The sequence below is a fragment of the Vibrio sp. KUL80 genome (genome assembly GCF_059725495.1).
In genome coordinates, this window is sequence record NZ_AP045841.1 from 721476 (window position 1) to 739764 (window position 18289).

General features: G+C 46.4%; 13 protein-coding genes. 4 read left to right on the forward strand and 9 right to left on the reverse strand.

From position 1 onward, the window contains the following. The first annotated feature begins 211 nt into the window (after positions 1 to 211). On the forward strand, positions 212 to 2293 hold the full coding sequence (fusA, locus tag AC6I8U_RS03275; protein WP_128648301.1) for an elongation factor G: 2082 nt from the start codon (positions 212 to 214) through the stop codon (positions 2291 to 2293). 69 nt (positions 2294 to 2362) lie between these two features. Here fusA and AC6I8U_RS03280 read toward each other — a convergent pair whose 3' ends face one another. Then, positions 2363 to 3310 (reverse strand): LysR substrate-binding domain-containing protein, encoded by a 948-nt coding sequence (locus tag AC6I8U_RS03280; protein ID WP_498017741.1) that lies wholly within the window; start codon positions 3308 to 3310, stop codon positions 2363 to 2365. A 91-nt stretch (positions 3311 to 3401) separates the two neighbouring features. On the opposite strand from AC6I8U_RS03280, the gene AC6I8U_RS03285 reads away from it, so the two are divergent. Further along, on the forward strand, positions 3402 to 3611 hold the full coding sequence (locus AC6I8U_RS03285; protein ID WP_498017742.1) for a DUF1127 domain-containing protein: 210 nt from the start codon (positions 3402 to 3404) through the stop codon (positions 3609 to 3611). A gap of 42 nt (positions 3612 to 3653) precedes the next feature. Here AC6I8U_RS03285 and AC6I8U_RS03290 read toward each other — a convergent pair whose 3' ends face one another. The 3 genes from AC6I8U_RS03290 to chrA all read right to left on the reverse strand — a co-directional run bounded on the left by AC6I8U_RS03290 (position 3654) and on the right by chrA (position 8104). Then, on the reverse strand, positions 3654 to 5339 hold the full coding sequence (locus AC6I8U_RS03290; RefSeq protein WP_252012313.1) for an AMP-binding protein: 1686 nt from the start codon (positions 5337 to 5339) through the stop codon (positions 3654 to 3656). A gap of 207 nt (positions 5340 to 5546) precedes the next feature. Further along, on the reverse strand, positions 5547 to 6680 hold the full coding sequence (locus tag AC6I8U_RS03295) for an HD-GYP domain-containing protein (protein ID WP_498017743.1): 1134 nt from the start codon (positions 6678 to 6680) through the stop codon (positions 5547 to 5549). Positions 6681 to 6946: 266 nt separating this feature from the next. Continuing rightward, entirely contained in the window at positions 6947 to 8104 is a 1158-nt protein-coding gene (gene chrA / locus AC6I8U_RS03300) for a chromate efflux transporter (protein WP_498018309.1), read from the reverse strand. A 145-nt stretch (positions 8105 to 8249) separates the two neighbouring features. Here chrA and AC6I8U_RS03305 point away from each other — a divergent pair, with 145 nt between their 5' ends. Beyond that, positions 8250 to 9194, forward strand: coding sequence for a LysR family transcriptional regulator (locus AC6I8U_RS03305; protein ID WP_498017744.1), 945 nt, complete (start codon positions 8250 to 8252; stop codon positions 9192 to 9194). Between the two features lie 57 nt (positions 9195 to 9251). Here the strand turns inward: AC6I8U_RS03305 and AC6I8U_RS03310 are convergent, their stop codons facing one another. Further along, entirely contained in the window at positions 9252 to 10595 is a 1344-nt protein-coding gene (locus AC6I8U_RS03310) for an MATE family efflux transporter (protein WP_498017745.1), read from the reverse strand. Positions 10596 to 10944: 349 nt separating this feature from the next. Between AC6I8U_RS03310 and AC6I8U_RS03315 the strand changes: the two genes are divergently transcribed. Next, positions 10945 to 12129: an NnrS family protein gene (locus tag AC6I8U_RS03315; protein WP_498017746.1), complete on the forward strand. Its 1185-nt coding sequence runs from the start codon at positions 10945 to 10947 to the stop codon at positions 12127 to 12129. 50 nt (positions 12130 to 12179) lie between these two features. Here the strand turns inward: AC6I8U_RS03315 and asnB are convergent, their stop codons facing one another. The 4 genes from asnB to nagA all read right to left on the reverse strand — a co-directional run bounded on the left by asnB (position 12180) and on the right by nagA (position 18105). Beyond that, entirely contained in the window at positions 12180 to 13844 is a 1665-nt protein-coding gene (gene asnB, locus AC6I8U_RS03320) for an asparagine synthase B (protein WP_234495278.1), read from the reverse strand. A 223-nt stretch (positions 13845 to 14067) separates the two neighbouring features. Next, positions 14068 to 15648 (reverse strand): cation:proton antiporter family protein, encoded by a 1581-nt coding sequence (locus AC6I8U_RS03325; protein WP_234495279.1) that lies wholly within the window; start codon positions 15646 to 15648, stop codon positions 14068 to 14070. Between the two features lie 103 nt (positions 15649 to 15751). Continuing rightward, a complete protein-coding gene (gene nagC / locus AC6I8U_RS03330) occupies positions 15752 to 16966 on the reverse strand; it encodes a DNA-binding transcriptional regulator NagC (RefSeq protein WP_234495280.1) in 1215 nt (404 codons plus the stop codon). Positions 16967 to 16968: 2 nt separating this feature from the next. Continuing rightward, positions 16969 to 18105 carry an N-acetylglucosamine-6-phosphate deacetylase gene (gene nagA / locus AC6I8U_RS03335; protein ID WP_498017747.1) on the reverse strand — a complete coding sequence of 379 codons (1137 nt, stop codon included), beginning with the start codon at positions 18103 to 18105 and terminating at the stop codon, positions 16969 to 16971. Positions 18106 to 18289: the final 184 nt, after the last annotated feature.

Sequence of the window (18289 nt, forward strand, 5' to 3'; positions counted from 1 at the left end):
GCAGCTAAAATTAACTGCGATCTGGTAACAACACCCAAATCCGTTGAAGCTTGATGATATAAGCCTTGAGAGACCATTTCTCCCAAGGTGGCGTGTGATCGAGTCGGGTTCGGATAACTTTTTTTTAATACACATGCACGCAGAGGTATCGGTCTTTACAGATTGTGATATACTCTGCGCGCAATTTATACCTTATAAACAGAGTAAGACAATGGCAGATTTATCAAAGTACAGAAACATTGGTATTTTCGCGCACGTTGATGCGGGTAAAACTACCACCACTGAGCGTATCCTTAAGCTTACTGGTAAAATCCACAAAACTGGTGAAGTACACGACGGTGAGTCTACAACTGACTTCATGGAGCAGGAAGCTGAGCGTGGTATCACAATCCAGTCTGCTGCGGTAACTTGTGAGTGGAACGGCCACCGCCTAAACGTTATCGATACTCCTGGACACGTTGACTTCACAGTTGAAGTATATCGTTCACTTAAAGTACTAGACGGCGGTATCGGTGTATTCTGTGGTTCTGGTGGTGTTGAGCCTCAGTCAGAAACAAACTGGCGTTACGCGAACGAATCAGAAGTATCTCGTCTGATCTTCGTTAACAAACTAGACCGTATGGGTGCAGACTTCTTCAACGTTGTTGACCAAGTTAAGAACGTTCTTGGCGCTAACCCACTAGTAATGACTCTGCCTATCGGTCGTGAAGACGATTTCGTTGGTGTTGTAGACGTACTAAACCGTAAAGCTTACGTTTGGGATGATTCTGGTCTTCCAGAAAACTACGAAATCCAAGACGTTCCTGCTGACATGGTTGACGATCTAGAAGCTTACCGTGAAGAGCTAGTTGAGACTGCTGTAGAGCAAGACGACGACCTAATGGAAGCGTACATGGAAGGTGAAGAGCCTTCTATCGAAGACCTTAAGCGTTGTATCCGTAAAGGTACTCGTGACCTAGCGTTCTTCCCAACATTCTGTGGTTCTGCATTTAAGAACAAGGGTGTTCAACTAGTTCTTGACGCTGTTGTAGATTACCTACCAGCTCCAACTGAAGTTGATCCTCAGCCTCTAACAGATCCAGAAACTGGTGAGCCAACTGGTGAAGTTGCTACAGTTGACGCTGACGCGCCACTAAAAGCACTTGCGTTCAAAATCATGGACGACCGTTTCGGTGCACTAACGTTCATCCGTATCTACTCAGGCCGCATGAAGAAGGGTGATACTATCCTTAACTCTGCAACTGGTAAGACTGAGCGTATCGGTCGTATGTGTGAGATGCAGGCTGACGAGCGTAACGAACTTACTGAAGCACAAGCTGGTGACATCATCGCTGTAGTAGGTATGAAGAACGTTCAAACTGGTCACACTCTATGTGATCCTAAGCACGAATGTACTCTAGAAGCTATGATCTTCCCAGAACCAGTAATCTCTATTGCTGTTTCTCCGAAAGACAAAGGTTCTACTGAGAAGATGGGTATCGCTATCGGTAAGATGGTTGCAGAAGATCCATCTTTCCAAGTTGAGACTGATGAAGATTCAGGTGAAACTATCCTGAAAGGTATGGGTGAACTTCACCTAGACATCAAGGTAGACATCCTTAAGCGTACTTACGGCGTTGAGCTAGAAGTAGGTGCTCCACAGGTAGCTTACCGTGAAACTATCACTCAAGCAGTTGAAGATAGCTACACGCACAAGAAGCAGTCTGGTGGTTCTGGTCAGTTCGCGAAAATCGACTACCGTATCAAACCAGGTGAGCCAAACTCTGGCTTCACGTTCTCTTCTTCAGTTGTTGGTGGTAACGTTCCTAAGGAATTCTGGCCAGCAGTTGAGAAAGGCTTCGAGAGCATGATGGACAACGGTGTTCTAGCTGGCTTCCCAACGCTAGACGTTGAAGTTGAGCTATTCGACGGTTCATTCCACGCAGTTGACTCTTCGGCAATCGCTTACGAAATCGCAGCGAAAGGTGCATTCCGTCAGTCTATGCCAAAAGCTGGTGCACAGCTTCTTGAGCCAATCATGCACGTTGACGTGTTCACTCCAGAAGATCACGTTGGTGATGTAATCGGTGACCTTAACCGTCGTCGTGGTATGATCAAAGACCAGCAAGCTGGTACTACTGGTGTTCGTATTAAAGCTAACGTTCCTCTATCAGAAATGTTTGGCTACATCGGTCACCTACGTACTATCACATCAGGCCGTGGTCAATTCTCTATGGAATTTGAACACTACTCTGCATGTCCAGCAAACGTTGCTGAAGAAGTTATCGCTAAAGCGAAAGAAGACAACAAGTAATTGTTCTTTGACTTCAGATAGTAAAAACCCGCCGAAAGGCGGGTTTTTTTATGGTGTAATGATTCGGTTCTACATTGCGTTTGGTCTCAGTACGTAGTCGGTCTCGATGATAGATAGGTGAGACATATCACAGCGCTTAAACTCCTCCACTTCTTTGTTTAGCCAAGACAGGAAGGTTTGAATTTTAGGCCGATTGAAGTGGTTTGCCGGTGCACACACGTAGTAGGCGAATCTAGGTTTTAGCGCGAAATCACCGATACGAACTAGCGTCCCTTCTTTGATGTACCTGTAAGCGAGGCTGTGCTTAATCAATCCAACCCCCTGCACAGACAATGCTCCTTCTACAACAAAGTGCGCCCCATTATATTGAAGCGTTCGCGTGCCTATTGGCGCACCCACATGATTAAGCCATAAGCTCCAGTCCATATCCGGCCAGGTATCTTCAATTAAATCTGCTTTATGCAGATCATGAATCGTGTGGATGTTGTGTTGCTCTTGATACAGGGGATGACAAACGGGATAGATAATGTCCTCCATCAAAAGGCGGCTCTCGACATCAGGGTATTGGCCCTCACCATAGCGAATACAGATATCCACCGAGTCATCTTGGAACGTCACCAGTTTATTATTGGGTTCGAGCAGCAGGCTGAGCTCTGGATACTGTTCACGAAAGCTCTGAATTCTAGGCACCAACCAATGCTGAGCAAAAGAGGGAAGGGTAGAGATAGAGAGTCGGTTAGGCTCTGCGTCGTTATGTATGCTCTGAACGCCGCGAAGAATATGTTCAAAGCCCTGACTTAGCTCCTTAAAAAGCGAATGTCCCTCGGCCGTGAGCATGACTTTTCTATGCTGTCGATAAAACAGCTCACAACCAAGTTGCTCTTCTAGCTGACGTATCTGTTGGCTGATTGCCGCTGCTGAAACATAAAGTGTTGTAGCGGCATCCTTAAAGCTGCCAAGTTTGGCGGCTTGATAGAAATAATACAGCCCTTGAAGTGGAGGGAGTTTATCTTTCACTTAAGTTTTCCTTAACTTAATGACAGAATAGATCGTTTGTCAGTTTTCTCTGTGTGCACAAAAATTATACGAAAAGACGGAGGGAAAACAAATGGACAGAACCATTATGAAGCTAGAATGTGCAGAGCAAGGAAACGGTGGATTTCAGCTGAGAAAGAATATCTTAACTGTACTTGGCGTTTGGTATCGAAATTACAGAACTCGAAAAGCGCTTGCAGAGATGTCAGAACGATTACTTGATGATATCGGAATCACTCCCTATGAAGCGAAACAAGAGAGTCGTAGACCTTTCTGGAAATAAAATAGGCGACCCAGAGGTCGCCTATTCTAGAATAAAGAGTGATTACTCTTCCCATACCACCAATTGACCTTTTGGCCAGTTCTGACCGACTTCGTGGTACTTCTGCTCTAGAAGGTGGCGTTTAATTTTAAGGGTAGGGGTTAGCAAACCGTTTTCAATGCTCCACGGCTCTTTAACCATAAGAACGCCTTTGATGTGTTCGTGAGATTCCAGCTCTTGATTCATGCGTTTGACGACTCGTTCCGCGGTACGAGCATAACGCTCGCGGTCGAAGTTCGGGAAGTCGTGAGGGACGACCAGTAAGATTGGTGCAGGCAGGCCTAAACCAATCAAACACATCATCTCAACGCGGCTGTACTCTGCGAGCTTTTTCTCAATAGGAACGGGCGCAACAAACTTACCTTTGGCGGTTTTAAAGGTGTCTTTTTTACGACCTTGGATAGTTAGGTAGCCTTCACTATCGATCACACCAATATCACCAGTATGTAGCCAGCCGTCACTATCAAATGACTCTTGTGTTGCGATATCGTTTTTATAGTACCCAGAGAACAAGCCTTTACTGCGAACCATGATCTCTGAGTCATCGGCAATCTTGAGCTCAATACCTGGACCTGCATTACCCACTGAGCCGATTTTATCTCCGCGGAAAGGATGGTTGAGGGTGCTGTAGGCAAAGGATTCGGTCATCCCCCAAGCTTCGGTAATATTCAAGCCGACACTGTGGTACCACTCGAGAAGAGCAGGTGAGACAGGGGCTGAGCCACAACCCAAAACACGAGCCTGGTCAAGGCCAAGGCCGTCAGCGAGTTTTTTCTTAATCAGTGTGTTGACGAAAGGTATCTTCAACAGGATATTGAGTTTTTTCTGCGGTAGCTTGTCTTGAATTCGTTGTTGGAACAAGTTCCACAGACGAGGTACAGAGATAAACAGCGTCGGACGCTGCATCTTCACGTCTTCAATAAAGGTATCCAGTGATTCTGGGAAAGCAGTAGGTACGCCACCCTGTACTGAAGAGCCAAAAATATAGACTCGCTCGGTAATGTGCGCGAGTGGCAAGTAAGAGAACAAGCGGTCATTGGCTTCAATACCGATATGATCAATCAATCGTTGTACCGACCAAGAAAAAGCGCCATAGGTCAACATCGCACCTTTGGGTAGGCCTGATGTGCCCGAGGTGTAAACCAGTGACATCAGCTTATCATCGTAGTGAACAGGGCGCTCTTCGCTTGGCTCATTGTCGGCAACCAGCTGAGTAAAACTGTGTTGGCACTCTGGTGCTGAGTCGTAAGGTAAAGAAATAGTGATGAGATCGCTAAGATTCCCCATCACCTCACTGGTGGCCGCTGCGTCATCCAATTTTCCTGCGATAAGTACCTTACTCTCACTGTGAGTGAGACAATATTCAATGGTATCAGGACCTGCTGTAGGGAAGATTGGCACGCTGACATAGTCACCGAGCATCATCGCAAGATCGCAAATAAACCACTCGGCACAGTTTTTCGAGATTAGCGCGACTTTATCACCAGGCTGAATGCCAAGCCCACGAAGTGCCGAAACTAATCGTAGTGCTTTATCAGCAACCTCGGCATACGTGAATTCAACAAATTGTCGGTTAATGATTTGTTTTAGGTAAACCTCGTTAGGTTTCTCATGCGCCCACTTTAGGATCATTTCGTTAGGCGGTGGTAGAGTACAGCTAGAAGTAGTCGTTTCGTTAGGCAGTATCATTCTTGAACTCCGTTTACGTGTAGAACGATAAATTTTATAGTTGTATTTATGTTAATTGATTGTTAACACTACAATACTAGACATACTGAGAATGGACTGCAAGAAGCGATTGGCGCATAAATGCGGCCCCGAGCACATAAGTCGAGTAAAAACTCAATTTTTCGGGGCGCATTCACAACGAGTAGAAGGCCGTTTCTTTGTTAACGGTTAATGTCTCGGTAGAAAGTTTGATTGCATCACAAGCTTTACAGCGTCTTGCTGCGCACGTAGGGCCTGAACGCAATTGCCATCGATCTTGCCTAGGGTAACCATTTTCTCTAGCTCTAGAAGCGCGTGGGTCAGTGACCAAGATTCGCTGTAGGAGCGGTGACTTGTCAGGGCATCAAAAATGTTAGCAACGGTAACAATTCGCGCTGATACAGGAACATGTGCGTGGCTGAGGCCGCGAGGAGCGCCACTGCCATCGAGATACTCATGATGATACTGAATGATCTCTCTGAGCAATTGAACACAGGTTTGTTGCTCTTCGTGAATCTGCCGAGCTAAAGCGTTAATCAGATTGAGCCCTTGCTGGATCTGTGCGGTGAGTTTCAAATGATCCCCCCAATCCTCCAGCCAAAGGCTTTGCTGCTTACTACCAAGATTCGAGTATTTACCAACATCATGCAGCTCAGCAAACTGAACCATATGCTCGATAGTTTCATCATTCAGCTGATAAAGCTCTGCTACTTTTTCACCAATTAGGCGTGTGTACTGACCAACACGATAGGCGTGATCAAGGCTCTCGTTCTGATGCTCGAAGTTGGTGCGGCGAAGAGAGAAGCCTAAATCGGACATAGCGTTGACGCACTGACGCTGCTCACAAATCTGACGTACGAGATTATCAGAATCTTTGATGAGTTCGCTGGTGGTTGATGAGTCGAAGAACCCTTTGCGATCAGCATCGAAAAACAGCAGGCCTATAAACTCACCGTTATCAAACACAGGTCGAGTGAATGAGGCTTCATAGCCCTGTTCAAGTAACCATTTAGAATGCTGCGAGTCATTGGCAATTTCGGTAGGGATATCATTGACCACACGAGTTAGTTGGCGAGTGACCATCTTACCTAAGCGAGACTGAGCAGAGATAGGCGCGCTGTAATGAAGCAAGGGAGTGCCTTGTAACGTACTGTGCGCAAAGGTTCGCAGTTGACCGTGAGTACTGTCATAGGATGCAAAGGCCATTCTGACGACTTCAGGTATTTGCTCGTGAATAGCGAGGTGCGTCTGCTCAATACCTTGATTGATTGAGTCGGCTTTGGCGGTGTTGAGATGCCGATTGCGGGGTGTAGATTTGTCCATAACTCGCCTCCTTACTCTCACCTACAAACATGGCACGCGAATCTGGTTGCGGTTACAGTTGCTCTCATAGATACAGCCGCAGGAGCAAGAGGTTCGTGTGCGAACCGTGTCGGAAGGTGATTCTATAAATACACGCTTTTGCTTATATCGTTAACCCTTTTGATGCAGTTGACGGTCGATAAGGGGCATTTGCCCCTCATAATTAGTGTATGAATCAGCTAGAAAAGTTGCGAGAAATATCGCTCAAAATCAGAGCGATACTTGATTTAGATTAAATTTGCTAGGCTCGGAGCAATCAGGCCAGCACACGCAAAATAGATGACCATCCACACAATAGGCAGTTTAAACTGTTTCATCAGTAAGGCGCCCAATAGAACCCAGGCTAAGTCAAGCGAAGAGACCACAGCACTGACGAAAACAGGTTGGTACAGGGCAGAGAGTAGTAGACCAACCACCGCAGCGTTGACCCCCATTAAAGCCCCTGAAACCGCTGGAATGCTTGCGAGCTGTTGCCAATTCTTAAGAACGCCTACTAGCAATAGAAAGCCTGGAACGAAAACGCCAAGAGTGGCGATGATGGCGCCCACAATAGGTGCCGTTGGCATAAGCTCATAACCAATATAGGTGGCGAAGGTAAACATTGGTCCCGGAACCGCTTGCGCCGCCGCATAGCCTGTAAGGAATGCATCTTGAGTTAATTGGTCACCAACAATATTTTGAAGTAACGGTAGAACCACATGACCACCACCAAACACTAAGCTACCTGCCTGGTAGAAGTCCGCGAACAGTTGCAGTGACGGCGAAAAGTGTCCAAGTAGCGGCAGAGCAACAAGCAAAGCAAAAAAGCTAACTAATGGCATTACCGAGAAAGAAAGTGTGCCTGCAGGGGACTCATTGTTGCCAGTCGCTAGATAGCGAGTACCTACAAGAGCTGCGATAATTAGCACGATGATTTGCGTGGCAATACCCTGGAAGACCAACAGTGCAATGGCTGTCCCGATGCACAAAGACACGGTAAGCGTAGACTTGCAGAAGTTTTTATACATTCCCCAAGCCGCGTCAGCCACGACCAGTACAGCAAGTAGCTTCAAGCCATGGACGATGTTTTGGAATACGCTCGACTCGGTTAATTGGCTGCTCAATACTGCAAGTGCCAACATGAGGATAACTGAGGGCAGTGTAAAGCCAAGAAAGGCCATGATGCCGCCGCCAAGACCGGCGCGCTGATAACCCACAGCAAAGCCCACTTGACTTGAGCCTGGTCCTGGTAAGAACTGGCTGAGGGCAACGATTTGTGCGTAGTCGTTATCACTGAGCCATTTGAGCTTTTCAACAAAGGTATTTCTAAAGTAACCAATGTGTGCAGCAGGTCCACCGAAGCTTACCCAGCCAAGGGCAAAAAAGATCTTAAAGATGGCAAACAAGGATTGCTGCTGAGTGGGTTCGCGAGTGAGCGAATCTGAGTTGCTTGTAGACAAAGTAATACCTGCGTAGCGATAACATTTTCGATTAGCGCTGATACTAAGTCGTGACATATAATGATTCAAATCGATAGTTTTGATACCTACTATGAATGAAATGGGACGAGGAAAATTAGATTGGAAGCGGATAGATCTCAACTTGTTGATTGTGTTCTATCACCTATATCAGACCCGTAGTGTCTCTGTCGCTGCGCAGAAGTGTTTCGTTAGCCAGTCTGCGATGAGTCATAGTCTCGCTAAACTTAGAGAGCTGTGTGGCGATAAGCTGTTTGAAAGAAAGTCGCACCAAATGGTGCCGACAGAGCGTGCGAGTGAGCTCTTTCCAACCGTAGAACAGATCCTTAGCTTGGTGCAACATAAGGTCTTGCCAAAGGCAGTGTTTGATCCCAATGAGTATCGAGGCGTCTGTAAGATAGGTCTAACCGACTACGCTGAGTTTATTTTTGGTCCGGTGATTTACGATGCCATCCTAACCGATGCCCCTCATTCGAAGGTTAGCTTCGTCAACGTGAATCGTAATAACTATAAGTCGATCAGTGAGCAAGAAAGTCTAGATATGATCATCGGCAGCATTCCTGAACTGGATGAGCAGTTCGATGGACAAACCTTATATACAGAAAAACACGTTTGTATCTATGACCAATCTCAGGTGCCAATTGAGCATGTCGATATCGAAACCTTCGTCTCCCTGCCGCACTGTTTGGTCAGCCCTGAGGGAGCCTTTACCAGCAATGTAGACAAACACTTGGATGCCGTAGGACTGACTCGCTCGGTAACCGCGGTATCTCGCAATTTCCTCACCATCGGACGCTTGGTAAGTGGGCGTGCAATGTTTGCCATTGTTCCTGAAAAAATGGCGCAGATTAGCCTTATGCAGCCACACCTCACTGCCGTTGCTCCGCCGGTACCTGTTGCCGACTTCGACATCGCATTGATTTGGAGAAAGCAATCACAGTTGAGTGCAAAAGCTAAGTGGCTCAAAGAGGCCCTTTATGAAGCGGTGTTGACGTCAATCAGGGAGAGCAGTTTGTAGTTCGAGCACATCGTTTGAGTGATGTGCTCGATGGCTTTTTGAAGGTGGCCGTGGCGATTAAGTCAGGGCAAAGCGCGTCCACACTTTGGAGCGCCAACGATGAATCATAACCAATCCGCGCAGCCACTCATCCATGCCTATGGCTATCCAGGCACCTAAGATACCAAAGCCCCAATGCAGGCCAAGCAAGTAGGCAAAGACAACGGCAATGCCCCACATACTCAAGATCCCCATTTTTACAGGGAACTTGATATCGCCAGCACCTTTCAGAGCGGCGATGAAAATGAGATTAGAGACTCGACCTGACTCAACAAAAATAGAACCACCAATGAGCATTGCGACAAGCGTGACGATTTCCGGGTCTTGGGTGAACAGATCGATAAGTGGATATCGGAACAAGAACAGAGTAATCACTATGCCTGTCGATGCCGCAAGACCCACTAGATAGTATTTCTGGATGCGACTCAGTATGTCATCAGCCCAGCCTTTACCGATAAAGTAGCTCGTTTGAATCTGCCCTGCCTGACCCAGAGCAAGTGCAAAGGCAAAAGAAACGCGCGTGATATTTTGAGCATAGGTAAATGCCGCCAATGATGCGGTGCCCATCTGCACGACAAAGTAGACAATCGCCATCTGCGCCATGTTATAGGATAGGATCTCTCCGGCATTCATCATGCCGATCTTCATGATCTTCTTGTAGAGTGTGCTTGGGATAGCACGCCAGGTCGCAAATGGCAGGTCAATGCGCTTTCCACGTACTGCCAATATCATTAATAGTGTGCCGATCACTTGGCTCACTACGGTTGCCGTTGCTACGCCACTGACACCGAAGACTGGCAAGCCAAACGGCTGATAGAGTGCGACATAGTTACCGAATATATTAATAACGCCCGCAATTAGGTTAATGACCATGGGAGAGCGTGAAAAGCCATGGCTTCTCAATATAGTGGTCAGTACGATACCAAGAGTGACGTTGAAGGTCATTGAGCCGCTGATGATAAGATAGTCGTAACCATAGGCTGCAACTTGTTCTTCTAATCCAAACAGCGCAATAAAATGCTCAGCACCCACAAGCAGTGACAAGCTCAGAATAGCGCCTAAACCAAGAGCGAGCAGAATGCTCGCGACCCCTGTTTGTGCAGATTCAGAAAATTTCGATGCGCCATTGTATTGAGCGATGAGAATGCCTGTGCCACTGCTGACCATCATGGACACGACGATAAGAAAAAAGCTGATCTGGGTGATCACTCCGACCGCGGAAACCGCTTGATCAGAATAGCCACTGAGCATAAACACATCGGTAGTATTGAGAGCGGTGCGCAGTAAGACTTCGATAAAAATGGGCCACGTCAGCGCGACGATGTTCATTCGCTTATTGAGCGATGAAGCACTGTTAGACATTCGTTTTCACCTAGTATTAATAGGGTTTTGGTTAAAGGGTCGGCAAGTTTACTCTCTATTGGCGCAAACACAATACAATAATCATCTCCTCGAGAGAGTTTGACATTTTGTTCTATCAACGAGCGTTGTTGTAAAAAATAGAGCCCTGATAAGAAGAACCTATTGCGTGATTCTTTCATTTTGTCCCCAAGTAATTTATTACTTAATGACAATTTCGTGTCTTTATGACTCTGGGTTGTTGTGAGTCAAAAAGACACTTATTTCTTTTATATATCTGATAAATAGTGATTTTAAGTTTGGCATGCTTCATGCAATAGGTTCTTAGTTAGAGATTAGATAGCGAGTTGAGATGTTAAATATCGTCGATAAAAAAGCCGAAGAAGCGATTCCTGCTTGGCTTAGATTGGGCTTTCGTCCATTTTTCTTACTCGGTAGCGTTTACGCTATTTTTGCAGTCGTAGCTTGGGTCATTATGTTCCAAACCGGTCAACCTGAAGTACTTAAAGTGCCGGCGTTGTGGTGGCACGCACACGAAATGATTTTTGGTTTCGCGATGGCAATAGTGGTGGGGTTTGTACTTACTGCAGTGCAAACTTGGACGGGTATTAATGGTACTAAGCATTATCGTTTGTTAATGCTGGTGGGGCTATGGGTTGCCACTCGTATCTTGTTCTGGACGCCTGTGCCTTTGTGGTTAACCTCAAGTATTGAATCTCTGTTCATTGCTTTGGCTGCCTATGAGGTTGGCTTTCGTGTGTATCGCTCAAAAGGGTGGCGCAATCTGTTCTTTGTTCCTCTCTTTCTATTAGCGATCTTCGCGAACTTTGCTAGTTATGCAACGATCAAAGGCATGCCTCCATTTAGCTCCAGCGCAGTATGGCAAGCGATGTTGTGGTGGTTTGCTATCTTGTTGTCAGTGATGGGAGGACGCGTCATTCCGTTCTTTGCTGCGCGTCGTTTTCAGTATGAAAAGTCACAGCCCATTGTATGGCTCGAATGGCTATCGACCTTGTCGTTGATGATGCTGTTTGTGCTGAGCTTTTTCCCATTGTCGCTAGCTACTCTAGGGAAACCTTTAATGTTGATTGCAGGGGCGTTGCAATTGGCTCGTTGGATCCGCTGGAAACCTTGGTTAACCTTATCTGAGCCTTTGGTATGGTCGTTAATGCTAACCTACTTATGCTTGCCATTGAGCCTGTTATACCGTGGTATTCTCACTGACGCTTTCGCGGCTCACGCGATGCTTCATTTGTTTGCGGTAGGGGCCTTAGGTGGTCTTGTGCTCGCTATGATCAGTCGTGTCACTATGGGTCATACTGGACGAGCAATCTACGAAGGTCCAAACATGACACTGGCGTTTGGCGCTATCATCTTGGCAGCGGTCGTGCGCAGTGTCGGAGTCGCAGTTTGGCCTCAACACATGTTTACCATGGTGGATATTAGCGCCGGCCTATGGGCGTTTGCGTTTGCTATGTATGTGTATCACTTTGGCAAAATGCTCGTGACACCAAGGGCGGATGGACATCCAGGCTAGACCTATACAATCGACGTAAAAAAACCAGCCGAAGCTGGTTTTTTTGTATCTTAGTAAGCGTCGTTGTGAACAGCTTGAACTGCACGGCCCGATGGGTCAACACAGTTTTGGAATGACTCATCCCATTCAATTGCTTTCGCTGAAGAACAAGCGACAGATGGACCACCCGGTACACACTTCGCTGCTGACTCTAGCGGGAACAACTCTTCAAAGATTTCGCGGTATGCATAACCTTCTTTCGTTGTTGGCGTGTTGTATGGGAAGCGGAATGCCGCTGTTTCCATTTGCTGATCAGTAATCTTAGCTTCAGCCACTTCTTTTAGCGTATCAATCCAGCTGTAGCCAACGCCGTCTGAGAACTGCTCTTTTTGACGCCATGCGATTGATTCTGGTAGGTAATGCTCAAAACACTCACGAAGAATGTGTTTTTCCATCTTACCGTTACCACACATCTTATCTTCTGGGTTCAGGCGCATAGCCACGTCGATAAATTCTTTATCTAGGAATGGAACGCGACCTTCTACACCCCAAGCTGCAAGCGACTTGTTGGCACGAGCACAGTCAAACATGTTCAGTGCGAGTAGTTTACGCACAGTCTCTTCGTGGAACTCTTTCGCGTTTGGCGCTTTGTGGAAGTAAAGGTAGCCGCCAAAGATCTCGTCAGCACCTTCGCCAGATAGCACCATCTTAATGCCCATCGCTTTGATCTTACGACCCATTAAGAACATTGGTGTTGAGGCGCGGATGGTGGTGACGTCATAGGTTTCAATATGATAGATAACATCACGAATCGCATCCAAACCTTCTTGGATTGTGTAGGTCATCTCATGGTGAACGGTACCGATTTGATCAGCAACTTCACGAGCGGCTTTAAGATCTGGAGCACCTTCAAGACCTACAGCGAATGAGTGAAGCTGTGGCCACCATGCTGCAGACTGCTCATCGTCTTCAATACGCATTGCCGCAAAACGTTTTGCAACCGCTGACGTGATAGAAGAATCTAGACCACCAGACAACAACACACCATAAGGTACGTCAGTCATAAGCTGGCGCTTAACCGCTGCTTCAAGGGCTTCCGTCAGCTCTTCTTTACTGGTGGTGTTACCTTGAACTGCCGCATATTCGTTCCAGTCGCGGATGTAGTAACGCTGAGGTTCTGCATCTTTGGAACCGTAATAACAACCAGGAGGGAACTCACTAATGGTTTTACAAACTGGTACCAGTGCTTTCATTTCTGAAGCAACGTAGTAGTTACCATGCTCGTCATAGCCTTGGTAAAGTGGGATGATACCGATATGGTCACGGCCCACTAGGTACTCATCTTTTTCTTCATCGTACAGTACAAATGCGAAGATACCGTTTAGCTCTTCAAGCAGATCTGCACCCATATCTTCATAGAGCGCTAGAATAACTTCACAGTCAGAATCCGTTTGGAACTCGTATTTACCTTCGTAACGAGCACGAATCTCTTTGTGGTTATAGATTTCACCATTTACTGCAAGGATGTGTTTTTTATCTTGGCTGTAAAGTGGCTGTGCACCACTATTAAGACCAACGATAGCTAGGCGCTCATGCGCAAGAATTGCTTTATCTGAAGCATAGATACCTGACCAATCAGGACCACGGTGGCGAAGCTTTTTAGACATTTCTAACGCGATTGGGCGTAGAGCGGCTGCATCACTTTTAATGTCTAAAATGCCAAATACTGAACACATACAACTTCCTTTTTGATGAAATTTAACGCTGTTGAGTTCAATTTGCCATCTGCACAAAAAAAAGCAACCGTGAACAATGAAAAATAGAATAAAAGGCGATGTTAGTTAGAAAATATTTAAATAAAATCCATTTTTGATGAATGAAATCAATGTTTGGGTGTTTTTTTGGTCGCTAAAAGCAAAACAGCCGCTATTTAGCGGCTGTTGAATTGATAAGTTTGGCTTACTTTAGATTCGGCTGCAGTTGGTCACATACATGGCGAGCAAAACCACTACCTGCCTCGCTGTAGATGTTAAATGCAGCATTGACACCCATTTCTTCAAGTTCCGCCAATTGATCTGGATAAGCAGCAATAGCTGCGACTTGTCCCTTGAACTGTTTTTTCTGAAGTAGCTCTAGCGCCGTTTGGTTACCTTGGTGGTGTGGCATTGCCAGAAGAACCAGCTTTACATGGGCGGTATCAAGGATGCGTTCCCAAAAATCAGGGTCAGTCGCATCACCAGCGATAACATTTCGACCTTTAGCTTGGTGATCGGCGGCGGCCTCTTCGCGAACTTCTACTCCCAAGCTTACCTTTCCATAGCGTTCATAAAGTTCATCGTATGCTCCGCTACCGATTCTTCCCATCCCTAGGATCAGTACCTGTGCTTCACCTGGGTTGATAAACTGATCTCGTGTGTTAATTTTCTCTGCTGCTTGCTCCTTGAGCCATTTTGCTGAGCGTAAATAGATACTGTGACCCACGCGGTTGAGCGGGGCAGAAATAATAAATGACAGCGATACCGATATCGCTAATGCCACCAAAATATCGCCTGAGATCCAGCCAAGCTTGTAGGCAAGGCCGCCAACAATCAATCCAAATTCACTAAAGTTGAATAGGGTGAGTGTGGTTAATAGGCAAGTGCGGACGCGGAATTTAAACGCGTTGATCACCACGAAGTAAAGAATACCTTTAAGCGGTAGCAATAGAAGCAGCAACACGCCAAGGATAAAGCCTTGCATTGTCGGCTCGTCAGCTAAACCAATATTCAGGAAGAAGCAGACCAGGAACAGCTCTTTGAGGTTAAAGAGTGACTTAGACAGCTCAGACGCCTTGCGATGAGAAGCGAGTAGCATACCAAGGATTAGTGCGCCAAGATCGGGCTTCATGCCTACTAGCTCAAATAGACCCGCACCCATGACCAGAGCAAAGAAAATACCACTCAGTACTAGCATTTCTCCGTGACCCGCTTTGTCGAGCAGCTTGAACATAATTGGACGCAATAACGGTAAACCAAAGAGCGCGATGGCATACCATTCAGGGAACTTACCCGTCGATGCGGTCAAGAAGATAACTGCAAAGATATCCTGCATAACCAGGATACCGATCGCCAGTGTTCCGTAGGTGGCATTCATTTCCCCTTTTTCTTGCAGTGTCTTCACCGCAAAAACAGTACTGGAGAAAGAGAGAGCAAAGCCAAGCAGTATTAGTTGATCGATGCCTAGTGTTGCCAAACTGGTCACGCCAAGGAATTTTAGCCCCAGAAGTAGTAGGGCAAAGAGTAGGGTAGAAAGTAGATTGTGGACAGTCGCGCCGGCCCAGATTTCTTTGGACAGCAGTGTTTTAACGTCGAGCTTAAGACCGATAGTAAATAGCAGCAAGGTGACCCCAAGGTCTGCCAGAGTAGTGATGGTCGACGTTGATTCAAAGCCAAAGTTATGCAGCAAGAAGCCTGCGAGCAAAAAGCCGACTAAAGGGGGCAATTGGCATTTGAGAGCGAGAAAGCCTGCAATAAAGGCGACGGTGATTAGAATCAGTTCCATATTATTCTATTAGTTTTCCACAAAAAAAAGACCACACATGCGTGTGGTCGTCTATTCTACTCGAAATTACCGCTTAGGTGCTGCGGAATTTCATTACACTTGTTCAATCTTCAAGTAGTTTTTGTAACAAAACGCCGTTGAGCATCGCTCTCTTGATCATCGCGAAAGCACCCATGGTTGGCTGCTTGTCTATCTCTGAGGCAACAATGGGTAGGTCGCTATGGAAGGTCGTTAGCGATTGATTTTCGACATTGCGGCGGATTGCTGGGAAAAGGATGTCTTTCGCCATGGTAATATCGCCAGCGATGATGACTTTTTGTGGGTTGAATAGGTTAATCGTAATGGCAATCGCTTTGCCTAATTGATTACCCACGCGAACTAAGCTCTGTTTCGCCAGTTCGTCACCATTGAGTGCGTGAGAGCAGACATCTTCTATAGTAATGTGCTCTTTGAGTGCAAGCGTTGACTCATAGCCTTGTTCGATGAGGGTGCGAACTCGTTTAACGATGGCAGGGTTAGCCGCCACCGTCTCCAGACAACCAAAGTTGCCACATTGACACTGCTCGCCAAGTGGATCGATTTGGATATGACCAATCTCACCAACGTTACGGTTGTGCCCTAAGAAAACCTGACCGTTGACAATAATGCCGGCACCAGTGCCTCGGTGAACGCTGACTAGAATTGAATCTTGGCAATCACGGCTGGCACCAAAATAGTGTTCAGCGAGTGCTAGGCCACGAACGTCATTACCAACGAAACACTCTACCTTAAACTGCTGCTTCACAAGATCTGCAAGCTCAAGTTTGTCGATGTCGGTGTTTGGCATGTATTCCACAACACCTGTAGTTGGGTTGACCAAACCTGGCAGGGTAACGCCAATGGCAATAAGTTGATCGATCTTCGGGCTGTGTTGTTTAAGGAACTCACGGATTTCAGTGATTAAGCCTTCACTCAGCTCGTTTTGATTGGTGTAGTAAAGCTCTTTATGGGCAAACGCGAGCTCTTTACCACCTAGGTCATAAAGTGAGAAAGAGATGTAATCACGGCCTAAGCGGACTGCAACGGAGTGGAAGGGTTCGACAGCGGTGGTCAACGATATCGCACGTCGGCCACCGGTTGAAGCTTGCTGAGCGACCTCTTTAATAAGGCCGCGTTCGAGCAACTGGCGGGTAATTTTGGTAACACTTGCAGGAGCCAGTTGGCTGACGTCTGCAACTTGAATGCGCGAGATAGGACCTTGCTGGTCTATCAAACGGTAAACCGCTGCGCTATTGAGTTGTTTTACTAAATCTACGTTACCTATTTGTCCGCCATTCATGCTTAATTTTGCTCGTATTGTCCGTTAACAACCGTGCCTTGAACATTGAAGTCTCTGTCGAACACAGTCAGGTTAGCAACCATGCCTTTTTTGATACGACCGAGTTTGCCTTCGATACCCATCGCTTTCGCAGGGTAGAGCGTAGCCATACGTAGAGCTTCGTCCAAAGCGATACCAGCGTGTTCTACTGTATTTTGAACCGCTTCTATCATGGTCAGTGCGCTGCCACCTAAGGTGCCATTTTCATCCACACACTTACCATCCTTGTAATATACTTTCTTACCGACAAAAATAAAGTATTCCATGTCAGCACCCGCCGGAGCTGTGGCGTCCGTCACTAATACGAGCTTTTCGCCCTTCACTTTATGCGCGATACGAATATTCGCATAGTCGACGTGAAAACCGTCAGCGATAATACCCGCGTAGACATCTGGTGTGTCATAAATCGCGCCAACGACGCCAGGTTCACGACCTGTCATTGGAGTCATCGCATTAAACAAGTGCGTCGCAAAGGTGATGCCTGACTCAAAGCCCTGGCGAGCTTGTTCGTATGTAGCATTGGTGTGACCAATAGAAACCACGATACCTGCATTGTGAAGTCTTTCAATGTGCTCTGGCGCATTTTGCTCAGGGGCCAGTGTTACCTTGGCAACGAGATCGCGATTTTCGCAGATAAGGTCGATCATTGCGTCGTCAGACTGACGAATGAAATCTGGGCTGTGGATGCCTTTTTTCGCGACGTTTAAATATGGACCTTCGAGGTGCAGACCTAGAGAGTGGTTCTTATATTGGTCTTGGTATTCACGAGCTGCCGATAGCGCCTGACGCATATTCTCATCTGACGATGTAATCAGAGTTGGCAGAAAGCTGGTACAACCCGACTTTAGGTTAGCTCTATGCATGGTGTGAATTGTATCTGCGGTGATTTCGTCGTTAAACATCACACCGCCACAACCGTTTAGCTGCAGGTCAATAAAACCAGGGCTTAGGTTAGCGCCATTCAAATCCACACGTTCGATTGACGAAGACAGTTCTGAATCAGGAACGATAGAATGGATGTTTTCTCCATCAATAAGCACTGCATGATTGGTGAGAACATCAGAACCAGTGAAGACCTTACAGTTCGTTAATGCATACATAGTTAGCGAATCCTTGTGTTGTATTCTTTCTAGCTTGTTACATCGCTGAGATTAATCGTATTGATTTTACTTGATTTCTAGCACTTAGTAACAGGGCGAATTTTAAGTCAGCAAGTTATAAATAGTTAATGTGGTCAAAGTAACTTAATGATTAATCGAGAGTTATTATCATTTTTTCTATATG